Here is a 15,651-nt window from a genome sequence, read left to right on the forward strand (position 1 = left end):
GCCTGCCCGGGCGCTTATATAGAAAATATCTGTAAAGAAAAAGGAGAAAAGAGAAATGTTTAAGAAACTCAAAGAGAACAAAAAAGGCTTTACACTGGTAGAGCTGATCGTTGTACTGGTAATTCTGGCTATCCTGGCAGCCCTGCTGGTACCGGCACTGACTGGGTATATTGATAAGGCTAAGAGAAAATCTATCGTAGCTGAGACTCGTCAGGCAGTAATGGCTGCGCAGACACTGGTTGATGAAGAATATGGAAAGGCTGTTGAAGGCGCAAAATTAGAGTTTGGCGGATCCAATACAAATCTGACATATGCAAAGGTTAAAGATTTGGCAGAAGTGAAAGGAACTATAACAGCAGTTGTTGTTGGAACTACAACTGGTGCAGTTGGGGCAGAAACATACTCAAATGCAGGTGTTGTAACAAGTCTTACATATACAAATGGCGGAAAAACTTGTGTATATACCAAGGATGCGACTACTGGTACTGACGGCGCATATAATGTTCAATAGTTAATTAACTATTACAGAGTGATTTATGAAAAAGAAAGGACCGTACCCCATGCCCACCCAGCACCCCGCCTCTGCACAACAGAATAAGGAAAAGCAACACCGCTGGCTCCGGCAGACCCTTACGGTCCTTTGTCTCGTACTTCTGGTGGTGGTCCTCTTAGCGCCCGGTGCGCTGGAGCTTCTGTACCGGGCGGACGCCCGGACAGCGCTCCGGAACGCCCGGTCTGTAAGGATGGCGCTGGATGTGACCTCCACCGGGCAGTACGGCGGCAGCGCTCCCTTTGCGGATGCGGCAAAGCAGGGCGGCGTGGCCGAGGGCGTCTATGAGGACGTCCTTTTCTTAAGTAAGGCGCCGGGAGAATTCTGGATTCTTCAGACCGACGAGAGCGGTTACCGGGTGCAGAAATTTATCTATCAGGAGAACGAGTATACGGTCTGGTATGACCGGAGCACCCATGTATACACCGTATACCATGACCGGCTGATGATCGGGGACGAGGATACCGATCCGTAAAAGTGCGGGAAGCGCACAGAACAAATTTTGATACAGCTATGAAAAGCAGAGCAGGATAAAAGTCCTGCGGGAAAAAGTAACACATTTGATATGACAGAATTAGTGATTTTAGAAAGAATTCTCTGGCTGATAAGGTTCCTCTTCGGAGCCTGCATCTTCAGCTTTTTAGGAGTGGTGGCCGATCGGCTTCCCCGAGATGAGGAAATCGTGAAGGGGCGGAGCCACTGTACAGCCTGCGGGCGGGTATTGACCCCGGCAGAGCTGATTCCCTGCGTAAGCTTTCTGGCTTTACGCGGACGCTGCAAGGACTGCGGCACGCCGATCCCGAAACGGGCGTTCCTTGGCGAGCTGGCCGGAGGAGCGGCATGGATCCTGTGCGCGTGGCGCTATGGAGTTGGACACACCGGGCTGATTTCCCTGGAGGGCGCGGTGGTTTTTTGTTATCTTGGAATATTACTGGTGGTGGCCCTGATAGACTGGGACACCCAGATCATCTATAATCGATTTCACATAATCATAGCCATCCTGGCGGCGGCGCAGATCTTTCTGGTTCCGGAGCACGGAATCGGGGATCGTCTGCTCGGCGCGCTGATTGTGTCGGTTCCCATGCTGGTGCTGGCGCTGATCGTGCCGGGAGCCTTCGGCGGCGGCGACATCAAGCTTATGGCGGCGTCCGGGCTTTTTCTCGGCATGGACGCCATTGTCTGCGCCATGTTTTTCGGCCTGCTTTCCGGCGGCGGTTACGCGGCCTTTATGCTGGCTACAAAACGGCTGAAAAAGAGCGACCAGTTCGCTTTCGGGCCTTTTCTGGCCTTTGGCCTGGCGGTGGCAGCCCTCTGGGGCGACCAGATCGCAGCCTGGTATCTGAGCGCACTGTAGAAGCGACAGTGAAATAGTTTACATAATATAGAATACATAGGAGAAGCTTTACTTCATTTACATAAAGGAGAACAACAGATGGCCCGTTTTCAATATGTCGCGAAGGACATGAAGGGAAAAATAAAAAAAGGAACGGTCGAGGCAGCCAGCGAAAAAACACTGACCGCGGATCTGCTGGGGGACGGCCTGTATCTGGTGGAGGCGAAGAACCTGACGGAAGCCCGGGGTCATAAAAGACTTAAGCCTAAGCAGCTGGCGTCTTTCTGCCGGGAGCTGTCCACGCTTCTGGCTTCCGGCGTCAGTCTGGTGCGGGCGCTGGATATCATTTCCGGGCAGGAGGGTATCCCGGCGGCGGAGCGTGAGGTCTACGACGCGGTGTTGACGGATCTTCGAAAAGGAGTCAGCCTGTCCGAGGCCATGGAGAACCGGCAGGCCTTTCCGGAGCTGATGGTGGGTATGATCCGCTCCGGCGAGGGCAGCGGTAACCTGGATCAGGTGACCGGACGCCTGGCCATCCAGTATGAAAAAGAGCATAAGCTGAATCAGCAGGTGAAATCCGCCATGACCTATCCGGCAGTGCTGCTGGTCTTAAGCGTGGCGGTGGTCATCCTGATTGTGACCTTTATCCTGCCCCAGTTCCAGAGTCTTTTTGACGAGATGGACAGCCTGCCCTGGATTACGAATATGCTGATTGCCATATCGGATTTTCTGGTACAGAGGTGGTATGTGGCGCTGCTCGCCGTATTCATTTTCGTGGCGCTGGTGCGGCTGATTATGGGAATTCCGGCGGTGCGCAGGGGCGTGGACTACGCGAAGGTCCATGTGTGGGGCTTCGGAAAGCTGTATCAGGTCATTTACACAGCCCGGTTCGCGCGGACCTTAAGCAGCCTCTATTCCAGCGGTATGCCCCTGGCCCAGGCCATCGGCATCGCAGGCGAGACCGTAGGCAACCTGTATGTGCAGGAGCAGTTTGATATGGTGGTGACCCAGGTGCGAAGCGGCGTGGCCCTGTCCCGGGCCCTTCATGAGGTGGACGGCCTGCTTCTGAAGCTCTCCAGTACCATTCTGGTGGGCGAGGAGAGCGGTCGGCTGGACGTGATGCTGGATTCCGTCGCGGCCACTCTGGAGGATGACGCGGAGCAGGCTACGAAGCGGATGGTGACGCTCCTGGAGCCGATTCTGATTATTTTCATGGCTCTGGTGGTAGGTATGATTATGATTGGCGTGATGCTGCCGATTTACCAGTCCTACGCAGCCATCGAAAACGCGTAAGGAAGAATGGAAACAAAGGATATGGAAATAATTTACAAGGAGAACAATCATGAGTGACGCGGTCATTGTACTGAGAGAAGAATGCATCCTTGCGGCGGAGGGGAAAGCCGGACGCATGCCGAAGATCACAAAAGCGCGCCGGATTCCGGTGGAAGGCTTCGGCAATACGATGGAGCAGTGGAAAAAGGCTCTGGAAACCTGTCTGGAGAGCCTGCATGCGGATCATGTGAAGCTGGTGCTTCCGGCTTCCTACTCTTCCGCGCGGATTACCCAGATTCCCTACGCCACAGGAAAGCAGCTTGGGAAGATAGCGAAAAATGTCATGCAGGAAAATGAGAGCGAGGGCGTCGCTGACTATTCGGTGGTGCAGGGGGATAAGAAGCAGGGCTTAAGCCTGTGCTGCGGCAGCACCTCGGAGAAGTTCTTAAGCGATCTCACAGCCATTACCCGGGAGCTGGGAATCCCGGTGGATGCGGTGTCTGTGCCGCTGGAGGGCTACTTAAGGCTCATGTCCCAGCTGAAGGAGTGCCGGAACCGCACAGCTATCTATCTGATCTTTGAGGACAGCAGTGTGACCAGCCTGCTCTATCGGGACGGCGTCTACCAGTATTCCACTAGAAGCCGGATTTTCAGCGAGCGGGGAACCCTGGATTTCGGTACGGAGATCGTCCGGAATATCTCCGGTATCCGGCAGTTCTACGCCACCATGAATGCCGATATGCCCATTACGGATGTTTACTATACAGGCTGCGCGCCGGATGATTTCGAGGCAAGTCTGGACGGCATCCGTGCCATGAACCTGGAGGTCCGCCCGCTGGAGGTAAATCTTCCCTTCGACGCCCCCGGAAATCCGGGAGACTGGCTGGCCTGTATCGGAGCCATGATTACCGATAAGAAGAATATCAATCTGTATGACCGCTGGCTTGCGGATCAGAAGAAGGACGGGGTCGGAAAAGTCCATTTCGGAAAAGAACTGGTTCCCCCGGCAGTGACATTGACGGTCTGCCTGGTGCTGTTTGCGGGCGTGGCGGTCTGGAATGGGGCCACATCAGCCAGAATCCGGAAAATGGATCGCTGGATGCAGGACTCTGCGGTGCAGGAACAGTACCGGCAGGCTGAGGAGCGGAAAAATTACAGCGCTTCCTTAAGTCAGTCCATTGCCCAGGTGAACCGGATGGAAGATAATCTGGCCACCTATCCGGATCTGACGGAAGGCGTGATCCGGGAGATCGAGGACGTCAGTGGCCGGGATATGGACGTGAAGATTCAGGGACTGGACATGGAGACAGGCACTCTGACCTTCAACGCGGTCAGCCGTCAGGTCATTGACATCCCGGGCTATGTGAGCCGTCTTACGACCACGGGTCTGTTTGAAGAAGTAAATTATACCGGTTATTCCTACGGGGATAACGAATATACATTGTCGCTGTCCTGCGTTCTCGCGGCAGCCGATGCCGGGGAGGTGCAGTAAATGAAGCTGGATACGGAATTAAAGCCGGGCGATATCGTCCTGTTAAAGGGACTGGGCTGCGTCCTGATTGTGGTGCTTTTCATGCAGCTTCTGATTTTCCCGGGACTGAATAAGCACGAGGATCTGAGCGCTTCCCTGGAGGCGAAGACAGCGCAGAAGCAGGAGATGGAGGACACTATTGCAAATATGCCTGCGGTGGAGGAAACCATCGCAAAGCAGGAGGAGACACTGAAGGCGGCACAGGATCAGTACTATGGCCTGCTGGAAAATCAGGAGATCGATGAGCTGGTGACCGGCGTGGTGCTGAACCATAGTCTGTTCCCGGTGTCCTTAAGTATTGCGGAGACCGGGGACGCGGTGCCGGACGCTTATTTCCTGTCGGCTCGGGCGGTGGCTGCGGATACTGCAGAAAACTCCGATCCGGACACAGCCACAGCGGAGCTGGACGGTGAGGAGGACAGCGGGGACAGTGCGGATACAGTGACGCCGGTGTACGCACAGTACGTACACATCACCGACGTGAGCCTGACCGTGCGGGGAAGCGAGGATATGATTCGCAGCTTCTTAAATGATATTGCGGTGGATTATCCGGGACTTCAGGTGCGTTCCTTCACCATGCAGGAGGGCACTTATCTGAATGAAAATCTGGATTCGGTGGATACGACCACCTGTAGCTGCGTCATCGCGGTATATACCTGCGGCGACGCGTCCAGTACAGGAGAGGAGACGGCACAGTGAATACAAACTTACGAATCGGAGACGTCTTAAAGGAAAAAGGATATGTAACGGATGAGCAGATGAACCAGGCCCTGGCCTATCAGAAGGAGCACCGGGACATGCGCGTGGGTCAGATTCTGCGTGAACTGGGCTTCGTGACGGAGGAGCAGGTGCTGGACGCCCTGGCCAGCAGGCTGCAGCTGCGCATCGTGGATGTGGCCCAGCTGCCGGTGGATGTGAAGGCCGTAGCCATGGTAAGCAGAGAGCTTGCGGAAAAGAATCTCCTGCTTCCTATCAGCGTCCAGGAGCATCATATGGTGCTGGCGGTTAATGACCCGCTGAACTATTTCGCTCTGGAGGAGGTCCGGCAACAGACCGGCTGCCAGCTGGAGATCTGCCTCTCAGAGGAGGAACCCTTAAGAAAAGCGGTTTCCTATTATTTCGCGGAGGTCAGCGCCCGTCAGGCGGCCAGCCAGGCCAACGTGGGCTTTACCACCACGGCGGCGGACGATCTGGAAATCGAGGACCTGGAGAACAGCGCCGATGAAGCGCCGATTATCCGCCTCTTAAACAGCCTTCTGGAGCGTGCCATTAAGACAGGCGCCAGCGATATCCATATCGAGCCCTTTGAAAATGAGACCCGGGTGCGCATGCGTATTGACGGCGTCATTATGGAATATGTGACCATTCACCGGAACATCCACGCGCCTCTTATCGCCCGTATCAAGATTCTGGCGAATCTGGATATCGCTGAGAAGCGTGTTCCCCAGGACGGCCATTTCCGGGTAAAGCTGGATGAGGGCAATATCAACATCCGTGTGTCCGTGCTGCCCACAGTCTTCGGCGAGAAAGCGGTGCTGCGTATTCTGGCTTCGGCGGCCCATCTGGATCACGCCGATCATTTCGGTATGGATGATTTCAGCTACAACCAGTTCGCACCCATGCTGAATTACCCAAACGGTATCATTTACATTACCGGTCCCACCGGAAGCGGTAAGTCCACTACACTGTATATGGTGCTGGATTACCTGTCCGGCCGGAAGGTGAATATATCCACCATCGAGGATCCGGTGGAGAAAAATATCCCCGGCATCAACCAGACCCAGGTCAATGTGACCGCGGGTATGACCTTCGATGTGGGTCTGCGCGCCCTGATGCGTCAGGACCCGGATATTATCATGGTGGGCGAGACCCGTGACGGCGAGACTGCCGGTACTTCGGTCCGGGCGGCCATCACCGGTCATATGGTGCTTTCCACCCTGCATACCAACGACGCGGTGTCCAGTATCGTGCGACTGCAGGATATGGGCGTGGAGACCTATCTTGTGGCCAATTCCCTGGTGGGACTGGTGGCCCAGCGACTGCTTCGGAAGGTCTGCCCCAGCTGCGCCAGGGAGATGGAGACCACCGAGCAGGAGCGCTTATTTCTGGGCCGGGATGTGAAGAAGATTCACCGGGGCATGGGCTGCTCCCACTGCAATCATACAGGCTACAGCGGACGAATCGCAGTTCATGAAATTCTTCCGGTTAACAATGAGATTCGGCGGATGATCGTGGATCACGAAACCATCGAGGAGATCACGAAATATGCTGTCGAGCATCAGCATATGCGGACCCTGAAGGAGAGCGGTCTCATTCTGGTGAAGGAGGGCGTGACCACGCCGGAGGAGCTGATGAAGATCAGCTATGGAGAGTAAGATGACAGATATCTGTGAGATTATCCGGGACGCCCGGAAAAAAGGCGCGTCCGACATTCATATTTCCGAGGCAATGCCCCTGTGGTACCGGGTAAATGGACGGCTTCGGGAGGCAGAGCTGCAGCCCTCGCCGGAGGAGGTGCGTTCCCTTCTGCTTTCGCTCTTAAGCGAGCGGCACCGGGCAGCCTTTGAGGCGGGCGAGGATGCGGACTTTTCCCTGGAGACCCCGGAAGGAGAGCGGCAGCGTGTGAATGTGTTCCGGCAGCAGAAAAAGCTGGCAGCCACCATACGACTGCTGAATGGGCGGATTCCCTCCTTGGAGGATCTTAAGATGCCCACCATCCTTTATGAGATGGCCAAACAGCCCAGAGGTCTGATTCTGGTCACCGGCCCCACCGGCAGCGGTAAATCTACCACCCTGGCGGCCATGATCGAGTATCTGAACCGGAATCTGGATCGACATGTGATTACCATCGAGGATCCCATCGAGTACCGGTATGAGAGTAAGCGCTCCCTGATTCACCAGCGGGAGGTGGGCGAGGATGCAGGAAGCTTCGCGTCAGCCCTTCGAAGCGCGCTCCGTGAAGACCCGGATGTGATTCTGGTGGGCGAGATGCGTGACTACGAGACCATTTCCGCAGCGCTTCTGGCCGCGGAGACCGGTCATCTGGTGCTGTCCACCCTGCATACCACCGGCGCGGCCCAGACCGTGGAGCGTATCATCGACGCCTGCCCGGCGGAGGGCCAGAACCAGGTACGTATCCAGCTGGCAGGCACCTTGAAGGGAATCGTCAGCCAGTGCCTGATTCCCTGTGGCGGAGGCGTAACCCGTATCGCCGCCACAGAGCTTCTTGTAAGCACCGACAGCATCCTGAACCTGATCCGCGAGGGCAAGACCCATCAGATCCCGTCCATGATGCAGGTAGGCGCCGATAACGGCATGCACACCCTGAACATGGACCTGGGCCGCCTGGTCCGGGAAGGCTATATCACCCGGGAGGACGCGCTGAGCTATACAAATAACAAGGCGGAGATCGCCCAGTATCTCTAAAAGCATCAGGAAAATGCTTTCCGGTATCCGGAGAGCATTTTTTAAATGCCGGATTGCGAAGCGGCAGGCTTTGTGCTAAGATAAAAGAAATATGGCTATTATTAGGAGGGTTAAGATAAAATGGAACAGTATAAGCAGGAATTTATTGAATTTATGGTAGAGTCGGACGTGCTGAAGTTCGGCGAGTTTACGTTGAAGAGCGGCAGAAAGTCCCCGTTTTTCATGAATGCGGGCGCCTATGTGACCGGCTCCCAGTTAAAACGGCTGGGCCAGTATTACGCGAAGGCCATCCATGACAAGTACGGCGACGACTTCGACGTGCTGTTCGGACCGGCCTATAAGGGTATTCCCTTAAGCGTGGTTACCGCCATTGCCTACAGCGATCTGTACGGCAAGGAGGTCCGCTACTGCTCAGACCGGAAGGAAGAGAAGGATCATGGCGCGGACAAGGGAAGCTTTCTGGGAAGTAAGCTGAAGGACGGCGACCGTGTCGTTATGATCGAGGACGTGACTACCTCAGGCAAATCCATGGAGGAAACCGTACCGAAGGTAAAGGGCGCGGCTGACGTGGAGATCGTGGGTCTGATGGTATCCCTGGACCGCATGGAGGTCGGCAAGGGCGGTGTGAAATGCGCTCTGGACGAGGTAAAGGATCTGTACGGCTTTGAGACCAACGCCATCGTTACCATGGCGGACGTGGTAGAGCACCTCTACAACCGTCCCTGCCAGGGCAGAGTTCTCATTGATGACACGTGTAAGGCGGCAATCGACGCATATTATGAACAGTACGGCGCAAAATAAGGAGGCAATTGCATGAACGAAAAAGCATATAAGACCATGACCCAGACCGGCGCAGGCTCTATTGCCGTCGGCATTATCATGCTGGTAACCGGTATCGTAACAGGAATCCTCTGCATCGTCAACGGCGCAAGACTTCTGAAGAATAAGTCAGATCTCATGTTTTAGGACGGATACGGGGCAGAATGAAAAAGAGAGATTCCAGAGACAGACTGAGGCAGGGAGGGCGCGTACTGCTGCTGATTTATCTGGCGTGCGTCGTCTATTTTATGTTTTTTTCAGAGGCCTATGGAAGAACCGATGTCAGTCCGGATTACCGATATAATCTGGTGCTGTTTCGGGAGATCCGGCGTTTCTGGCAGCACCGGGACATCCTGGGGACGTCCGCGATGCTGATCAATATTGTGGGAAATGTAGCCATGGTGATTCCTTTCGGATTCGCCGTGCCGCTGCTTTTTCCGTCTGCGCGGAGAATGGAGCGCACCATCATCCTGGCGTTTCTGGCAAGCCTTCTGGCAGAAACCTTCCAGTTAATCCTGCGGGTAGGCTGCTTCGACGTGGATGATCTGTTGCTGAATACCATGGGGGGAGCCATCGGCTACCTGTTGTTTGCATGGTTCTGGCATATATGGAGAAAGAGAAATGGTGAGAAGAAGTTATAAATTTACCGATAAAAAGCATACAAAACAGGGTCTTCTTTCGGTGGCCTGCGGAGGGACAGCGCTGATTCTGACGGCAGCGTCCCTGTCGCTTGCCTATCAGAGGTCAGGTCAGGCCGGAAGCATCGTGGGTCTCTTAGGAGTATTTGCCATGCTGGCCAGCGTCGTCGGGTTCGTACTGGCGCTTCGGGGCTTTCAGGAAGAGGACGTCTATGTGATCTCTTCCCAGATCGGCGTGGTTGTGGACGGACTTCTGTTTATTCTGTGGGCGATGGTATGCGTGATAGGAATGTAGGAGGAGTATAGATGGCAATGGAAGAAATCAGAGAGCGCTATGAGCTTGCGATGGAGCGGATACGGGCAATGAAGCAGGAAAAGACCGTGTCGGCTCCATTTTACGCATATTTTCAGAAAATGGCGGATTTTATATTGGAAATGGACGCGTACCGGGCGAGTGTGGAGAAGGGAGAGCCGGAACGGCTGAGCCTGGCTGAGCTGCAGGAGCAGAACCGGCGGCTGTACGGCGACGTGGCAGGCGGGGCTTACAGGGAAAGCTATGCCAATCCGACGGGAGCAGTGGAAAAGCTTGGCGAGGGTTACGGACAGCTTCTCAGCTTTGTATACACGGAGCTGCGCGGCATGATCATCTGGGCGGTGGAAGGCCGTCTGACCGATATGACGGTCACCGCCGAGCTTTTTATTGAGCTGTACAACGCCTTTGAGGAAGATACGCCGTCCGTGGAAAATCTGAAAGAAATCCTCTACTGGCATATGAGTGATTACTGCGACGTATTTATCCCGGATCGGATTCGGGAGCAGCTGGATCCGTCTCTGGATTTCGCAGCGAAGCTTATCCGCGGGGCAGATCTCAGTGATCCGCGTTATCTGTACCGTTTCGGCGAGTACATTACGGAAAATGAGCTGGGCGTCAGCCGCTTTCTGGCCGGACTGTCCCAGAGCGAGATCGATGCCATGGCGTCCACCTTTACCGAAGGCTATCGGATGGGCTTCGTGGCGGCAGGTATCGATCTGAGTAAAAAGAAGACGGTTAATATCCGCTATGCCCTGGGCTTTGAGCGGGTGGTGAAGGCGGCCATCGGTCAGTTTGAGGCTATGGGTCTTGAAAGTATCATTTACCGGGAAGCCCGTCACAGTATCAACCGGCGTCCCCAGGGAAGCCCGGGCTATGTAAGCTCTAAGCCGTCCAAGCAGTATGAATTTGATCACCGGGAGGACATGGCCCTTTATCTGGATAAGAAGCTGAACGAGCGGCGTTTAAGTGTGCTGCACAGCGCCTACGAGGAGTATAAGGAGTTGGCGGCAGTCCATGCGGGGCCTGCAGTCATGGAGATCTTCGGCGAGCATCCGTTTATGCCCGAGAGCTGTCCGGCGGCCCTGCGTCTGGATGCAAAGCAGCAGGAGATCATGGTGACGTACAACAGTGAGGCAGGCCAGCTGGTGAACCGCTACATCCCCGGCGACCAGCGCAGCTTTACAATTATTGCCTGGCCCATTCCGGAGATTGGCGATAATTACGAAGAGATTTTCCGGGAAATTGTGAAGATCAACAACCTGGATTATCACCTGTATCAGGGCATCCAGCAGAAGCTCATCGACGCCCTGGACCAGGGCGAGTACGTCTATGTGAAGGGCGCGGGGGCGAACCGGACGGAGATGTATGTGCAGCTGTGGCAGCCGGAGAATCCGGCGAAGGAGGCCATCTTCGAGAACTGTGTGGCCGATGTGAATATCCCGGTGGGCGAGGTGTTTACCTCTCCGAAGCTGACCGGTACCCACGGTACGCTTCATGTGAGCCAGGTCTATCTGAATGAACTGAAATATATGGATTTGGAAATCCGTTTTGAAGATGGAAAAATCACGTCCTACAGCTGTAAGAACTTCGACGATGAGACCGAAAATCAGAAGCTCCTGAAAGCGAATGTACTCTTTAACCATGAGACTCTGCCCCTGGGCGAATTTGCCATCGGCACCAACACCACAGCCTATATGGTGGCGAAGCGGTATGATATCGGCGCGAAGCTTCCGATTCTGATTGCGGAGAAGATGGGGCCCCATTTCGCAGTGGGCGACACCTGCTACTCCTGGTCCGAGGACAATCCGGTGTACAATCCCGACGGCAAGGAGATTATTGCCCGAGATAACGAGTGCTCCCTGCTTCGGAAGACCGATGTATCCAAAGCCTATTTCAACTGTCATACGGATATTACGATTCCCTATGACGAGCTGGATTGCATCCGGGTGGTAAGACCGGACGGAAGCAGAATTCCGCTGATTGAGAAGGGAAGGTTTGTGCTGCCGGGAACCGAAGAACTGAATAAGCCGTTTGACGGAATGTAGAAAAGAAATAAGCAGTTTCGAAATTTTGTATGTTTTAGGTGTTGACAGAGAGTGTGATACCCTGTAAACTGGATTTATAAGTAAAACAAAAAGAAAATTAGGCATTTATAAGAAAAACTAATTAATACTTATTGGAAACAAAGTACCGTTCAGCCGGAAAGTTATTTCCCGCTAGGAACAGAAGAACGAAGGAGGTTCGCAGTTATGGCTAAGGTAGGTATTGTGATGGGCAGCGATTCCGATATGCCGATCATGAAGAAGGCGGCGGATGTGCTGGAGCAGCTTGGCGTGGAGTTTGAGATGACCATTATCTCAGCGCACCGGGAGCCGGATGTATTTTTTGAGTATGCGAAGAGCGCGGAGGAGAAGGGCTTCAAGGTGATCATCGCGGGCGCGGGTATGGCAGCCCATCTTCCGGGCATGTGCGCGGCGATTTTCCCGATGCCGGTCATCGGTATTCCCATGCACACCACATCCCTGGGCGGCAGAGATTCCCTGTACTCCATCGTACAGATGCCTTCCGGCATCCCGGTAGCGACGGTGGCTATCAACGGCGGCGTGAACGCAGGCCTGCTGGCTGCGAAGATTCTGGCAACCTCTGATCCGGAGCTGCTGGCACGTCTGAAGGCCTACTCCGAGGATCTGAAACAGCAGGTAGAGAAGAAGGATGCGCGGCTGAAAGAGGTAGGATACAAAAACTACTAAAAACTGTAGGAAACACCATGGTCACTAAATTCATGCGGCGCGTGCCGCTTGCATTCATTAAGTGTCCAGGTGTAGATTCGCACTAGGCTCGAAAACACCTCGCCAAGTGCTCATACTAGGAGGATAATAAAATGGATTACAAGAACGCAGGCGTAGATATTGAAGCAGGTTACAAGTCTGTAGAACTGATGAAGGAGCATATCAAGCGGACCATGCGTCCCGAAGTGCTGACCGGTATCGGCGGCTTCTCCGGCGCATTTTCCATGGAAGCATTCAAAAATATGGAGCAGCCGACGCTGGTGTCCGGCACTGACGGCGTGGGAACCAAGCTGAAGCTGGCATTTCTTATGAACAAGCATGATACCGTCGGCATCGACTGCGTAGCTATGTGTGTCAACGATATCGCCTGCGCAGGCGGAGAACCGCTGTTCTTCCTGGATTACATTGCCTGTGGCAAGAATGTTCCGGAGAAGATTGCGACCATCGTAAGCGGCGTGGCAGAGGGCTGCCGTCAGTCTAACGCAGCGCTCATCGGCGGCGAGACCGCTGAGATGCCGGGCTTCTATCCGGTGGACGAGTACGACCTGGCCGGCTTCGCGGTAGGCGTGGTAGATCAGAAGAACCTGATCACCGGCGCGGATATCAAGCCGGGCGACGTGCTGGTGGGTATGGCTTCCTCCGGCGTACACAGCAACGGCTTCTCTCTGGTAAGAAAGGTATTTACCATGAAGGCAGAGTACCTGAATACTTACTTTGAGAGCCTGGGCAGAACCCTGGGCGAGGCCCTCATCGAGCCGACCAAGATCTATGTGAAGGCTCTGCGCACCGTGAAAGAGGCCGGCGTGACCATCAAGGGCTGTAGCCACATCACAGGCGGCGGTTTCTACGAGAACGTACCGCGTATGCTGCCGGAGGGCGTGCGTGCCATGATCAAAAAGGACAGCTACGAGGTTCCGGCGATCTTCCACATGCTGCGTGAGGATGGCCGCATTGAGGAGCAGATGATGTACAATACCTTCAACATGGGTATCGGTATGGTGATGGCCGTAGATCCGGCTGACGTGGACAAGTGCGTAGCAGCAGTCCGTGAGTCCGGCGAGACTCCGTACATCCTGGGTGAAATCGCTGCGGGCGAAAAAGGAGTGACCTTATGCTAAAGGTAGCAGTACTGGTATCCGGCGGCGGCACGAACCTGCAGGCCATTCTGGACGCCATAGATGAAGAAAAAATCCGTAATGCCAGGATCGTCTCCGTTATTAGCAATAATCCGAACGCCTACGCCCTGGAGAGGGCAAAAAAGCATGGCGTTCCGGCGGTCTGCATTACCAGAAAGGCATGCGGAAGCACGGAAGCATTTAACGCGGCGCTTTTAAAAGCCCTGAAGGACTGCGGCGCTGAGCTTATTGTTCTGGCAGGCTGCCTGGTGGTGATTCCGAAGGAAATCATTCACGCGTACGAGGGACGCATCATCAACATCCATCCGTCCCTGATCCCGTCTTTTTGCGGCACCGGCTTCTATGGCCTGAAGGTGCATGAGGAGGCCCTGAAGCGGGGCGTCAAGGTGACGGGAGCCACCGTACATATCGTAGACGAGGGAACCGACACAGGCCCAATCCTTTTACAGAAGGCCGTGGAGGTAAAAGAGGGAGATACACCGGAGATTCTGCAGCGGCGTGTCATGGAGGAGGCGGAGTGGATTCTGCTGCCGAAGGCTATCGACATGCTCGCCAATAAGGAGGCATAACCTATGAAGATTTTAGTTGTTGGCTCAGGCGGACGGGAGCATGCCATTTGCTGGAAGATCGCCCAGAGCCCCAAAGCCGAGAAAATATATTGCGCGCCGGGCAATGCCGGTATCGAGGAGTACGCCGAGTGCGTGCCCATCGGAGCCATGGAATTTGAGAAGCTGGCGGCTTTCGCAAAAGAGAACGCCATTGATCTAACTGTAGTCGGCATGGATGATCCGCTGGTAGGCGGCATCGTGGACGTCTTTGAGAAGGAAGGTCTTCGTATCTTCGGACCCCGTGCCAACGCGGCGATCCTGGAAGGATCCAAGGCATTTTCCAAGGACCTGATGAAAAAATACGGCATTCCCACAGCGGCATATGAGAATTTCGACGACCCGGAGAAGGCTCTTGCTTATCTGGAAACCGCGGATTTCCCCATTGTACTGAAGGCTGACGGTCTGGCTCTGGGAAAAGGCGTACTGATCTGTAATAATCTGGAAGAAGCGAAAGCAGGCGTGCAGACCATCATGCTGGATAAGCAGTTTGGCGCCGCGGGCAATCAGATGGTCATCGAGGAGTTCATGACCGGACGCGAGGTATCGGTCTTAAGCTTCGTGGATGGCAAGACCATCAAGTGTATGACCTCCGCTCAGGATCACAAGCGTGCCCTGGACGGCGATCAGGGACTGAATACGGGCGGAATGGGAACCTTCTCCCCCAGTCCCTTTTATACAGAAGAAGTAGATAAGTTCTGCAAGGATCACATTTACCAGGCGACCGTAGACGCCATGCGCGCGGAAGGAAGAGAGTTCAAGGGCGTTATCTTCTTCGGACTGATGCTGACCCCGAAGGGACCGCGGGTACTGGAATACAATGCAAGATTTGGCGATCCGGAGACCCAGGTGGTTCTGCCGAGAATGAAGACCGACATCGTGGACGTCTTTGAGGCCTGCATCGACGGCACTCTGGATCAGATTGACCTGGAATTCGAGGACAATGCGGCAGTCTGCGTGGTACTGGCTTCCGGCGGCTACCCCGTGGCCTATGAAAAGGGCTTCCCAATTCATGGTCTGGAGAGCTTCAAGGGCAAGGACGGTTACTATGTATTCCATGCGGGAACCAGGAAGGTGGACGGCCAGATCGTCACCAATGGCGGTCGTGTGCTGGGCGTCACAGCCGTAGGCTCCGATCTGAAGACCGCCCGTGCCAACGCGTACGAGGCAGTGAAGCTGGTGGAATTTGAGAAGGCTTATTGCAGAAGTGATATTGGTAAGGCCATTGACGAGGCGTAA

At 54.6% G+C, this 15,651-nt stretch carries 17 protein-coding genes; all 17 read left to right on the plus strand.

Translation table 11 applies throughout. The features are described from left to right. The first annotated feature begins 55 nt into the window (after positions 1–55). Entirely contained in the window at positions 56–511 is a 456-nt protein-coding gene (locus WMO29_RS00140; protein ID WP_349163254.1) for a prepilin-type N-terminal cleavage/methylation domain-containing protein, read from the plus strand. Between the two features lie 25 nt (positions 512–536). Continuing rightward, positions 537–1,025 carry a hypothetical protein gene (locus tag WMO29_RS00145; RefSeq protein WP_349163255.1) on the plus strand — a complete coding sequence of 163 codons (489 nt, stop codon included), beginning with the start codon at positions 537–539 and terminating at the stop codon, positions 1,023–1,025. Between the two features lie 90 nt (positions 1,026–1,115). Further along, complete coding sequence (locus WMO29_RS00150) at positions 1,116–1,904, plus strand: prepilin peptidase (RefSeq protein ID WP_349163256.1); 789 nt, start codon at positions 1,116–1,118, stop codon at positions 1,902–1,904. A gap of 78 nt (positions 1,905–1,982) precedes the next feature. Continuing rightward, the gene (locus tag WMO29_RS00155; RefSeq protein WP_349163257.1) at positions 1,983–3,176 is read left to right on the plus strand and encodes a type II secretion system F family protein; all 1,194 of its coding nucleotides are present in this window, start codon (positions 1,983–1,985) and stop codon (positions 3,174–3,176) included. A gap of 49 nt (positions 3,177–3,225) precedes the next feature. Further along, positions 3,226–4,647, plus strand: coding sequence for a hypothetical protein (locus WMO29_RS00160; protein ID WP_349163258.1), 1,422 nt, complete (start codon positions 3,226–3,228; stop codon positions 4,645–4,647). After that, positions 4,648–5,385 carry a hypothetical protein gene (locus WMO29_RS00165; protein WP_349163259.1) on the plus strand — a complete coding sequence of 246 codons (738 nt, stop codon included), beginning with the start codon at positions 4,648–4,650 and terminating at the stop codon, positions 5,383–5,385. Continuing rightward, positions 5,382–7,061, plus strand: coding sequence for a GspE/PulE family protein (locus tag WMO29_RS00170; protein WP_349163260.1), 1,680 nt, complete (start codon positions 5,382–5,384; stop codon positions 7,059–7,061). Before WMO29_RS00165 ends, WMO29_RS00170 begins: the two co-directional genes overlap by 4 nt. After that, positions 7,051–8,112, plus strand: a complete 1,062-nt coding sequence (locus WMO29_RS00175; RefSeq protein WP_349163261.1) for a type IV pilus twitching motility protein PilT — start codon at positions 7,051–7,053, stop codon at positions 8,110–8,112. Before WMO29_RS00170 ends, WMO29_RS00175 begins: the two co-directional genes overlap by 11 nt. Positions 8,113–8,232: 120 nt before the next feature. After that, positions 8,233–8,913 (plus strand): orotate phosphoribosyltransferase, encoded by a 681-nt coding sequence (gene pyrE / locus WMO29_RS00180; protein WP_349163262.1) that lies wholly within the window; start codon positions 8,233–8,235, stop codon positions 8,911–8,913. 12 nt (positions 8,914–8,925) lie between these two features. After that, on the plus strand, positions 8,926–9,078 hold the full coding sequence (locus WMO29_RS00185; protein ID WP_178038427.1) for a hypothetical protein: 153 nt from the start codon (positions 8,926–8,928) through the stop codon (positions 9,076–9,078). Positions 9,079–9,095: 17 nt separating this feature from the next. Further along, complete coding sequence (locus WMO29_RS00190; protein ID WP_178038426.1) at positions 9,096–9,572, plus strand: VanZ family protein; 477 nt, start codon at positions 9,096–9,098, stop codon at positions 9,570–9,572. After that, entirely contained in the window at positions 9,553–9,864 is a 312-nt protein-coding gene (locus WMO29_RS00195; protein ID WP_349163263.1) for a DUF6142 family protein, read from the plus strand. Before WMO29_RS00190 ends, WMO29_RS00195 begins: the two co-directional genes overlap by 20 nt. A gap of 11 nt (positions 9,865–9,875) precedes the next feature. Then, the gene (locus WMO29_RS00200) at positions 9,876–11,927 is read left to right on the plus strand and encodes an aminopeptidase (protein ID WP_435391084.1); all 2,052 of its coding nucleotides are present in this window, start codon (positions 9,876–9,878) and stop codon (positions 11,925–11,927) included. Between the two features lie 204 nt (positions 11,928–12,131). Continuing rightward, positions 12,132–12,632, plus strand: a complete 501-nt coding sequence (purE, locus tag WMO29_RS00205; RefSeq protein ID WP_178038424.1) for a 5-(carboxyamino)imidazole ribonucleotide mutase — start codon at positions 12,132–12,134, stop codon at positions 12,630–12,632. A gap of 131 nt (positions 12,633–12,763) precedes the next feature. Then, positions 12,764–13,789: a phosphoribosylformylglycinamidine cyclo-ligase gene (gene purM / locus WMO29_RS00210; protein WP_349163264.1), complete on the plus strand. Its 1,026-nt coding sequence runs from the start codon at positions 12,764–12,766 to the stop codon at positions 13,787–13,789. Beyond that, entirely contained in the window at positions 13,783–14,376 is a 594-nt protein-coding gene (gene purN / locus WMO29_RS00215) for a phosphoribosylglycinamide formyltransferase (RefSeq protein ID WP_349163265.1), read from the plus strand. Before purM ends, purN begins: the two co-directional genes overlap by 7 nt. A gap of 3 nt (positions 14,377–14,379) precedes the next feature. Then, positions 14,380–15,651: a phosphoribosylamine--glycine ligase gene (gene purD, locus WMO29_RS00220; RefSeq protein ID WP_349163266.1), complete on the plus strand. Its 1,272-nt coding sequence runs from the start codon at positions 14,380–14,382 to the stop codon at positions 15,649–15,651.

The organism is Laedolimicola intestinihominis, from assembly GCF_040096155.1.
Classification (GTDB): Bacteria; Bacillota; Clostridia; order Lachnospirales; family Lachnospiraceae; genus Laedolimicola; species Laedolimicola intestinihominis.

Excerpts from the sequence above, each read along its gene's own strand:
- WMO29_RS00200 (WP_435391084.1), top strand. The coding sequence starts at position 9,876 with ATGGCAATGGAAGAAATCAGAGAGCGCTATGAGCTTGCGATGGAGCGG.
- purD (WP_349163266.1), top strand. The coding sequence starts at position 14,380 with ATGAAGATTTTAGTTGTTGGCTCAGGCGGACGGGAGCATGCCATTTGC.
- WMO29_RS00145 (WP_349163255.1), top strand. The coding sequence starts at position 537 with ATGAAAAAGAAAGGACCGTACCCCATGCCCACCCAGCACCCCGCCTCT.
- pyrE (WP_349163262.1), top strand. The coding sequence starts at position 8,233 with ATGGAACAGTATAAGCAGGAATTTATTGAATTTATGGTAGAGTCGGAC.
- purM (WP_349163264.1), top strand. The coding sequence starts at position 12,764 with ATGGATTACAAGAACGCAGGCGTAGATATTGAAGCAGGTTACAAGTCT.
- WMO29_RS00175 (WP_349163261.1), top strand. The coding sequence starts at position 7,051 with ATGGAGAGTAAGATGACAGATATCTGTGAGATTATCCGGGACGCCCGG.
- WMO29_RS00155 (WP_349163257.1), top strand. The coding sequence starts at position 1,983 with ATGGCCCGTTTTCAATATGTCGCGAAGGACATGAAGGGAAAAATAAAA.
- WMO29_RS00195 (WP_349163263.1), top strand. The coding sequence starts at position 9,553 with ATGGTGAGAAGAAGTTATAAATTTACCGATAAAAAGCATACAAAACAG.
- WMO29_RS00190 (WP_178038426.1), top strand. The coding sequence starts at position 9,096 with ATGAAAAAGAGAGATTCCAGAGACAGACTGAGGCAGGGAGGGCGCGTA.
- purE (WP_178038424.1), top strand. The coding sequence starts at position 12,132 with ATGGCTAAGGTAGGTATTGTGATGGGCAGCGATTCCGATATGCCGATC.
- WMO29_RS00140 (WP_349163254.1), top strand. The coding sequence starts at position 56 with ATGTTTAAGAAACTCAAAGAGAACAAAAAAGGCTTTACACTGGTAGAG.
- purN (WP_349163265.1), top strand. The coding sequence starts at position 13,783 with ATGCTAAAGGTAGCAGTACTGGTATCCGGCGGCGGCACGAACCTGCAG.
- WMO29_RS00165 (WP_349163259.1), top strand. The coding sequence starts at position 4,648 with ATGAAGCTGGATACGGAATTAAAGCCGGGCGATATCGTCCTGTTAAAG.
- WMO29_RS00160 (WP_349163258.1), top strand. The coding sequence starts at position 3,226 with ATGAGTGACGCGGTCATTGTACTGAGAGAAGAATGCATCCTTGCGGCG.
- WMO29_RS00185 (WP_178038427.1), top strand. The coding sequence starts at position 8,926 with ATGAACGAAAAAGCATATAAGACCATGACCCAGACCGGCGCAGGCTCT.
- WMO29_RS00150 (WP_349163256.1), top strand. The coding sequence starts at position 1,116 with ATGACAGAATTAGTGATTTTAGAAAGAATTCTCTGGCTGATAAGGTTC.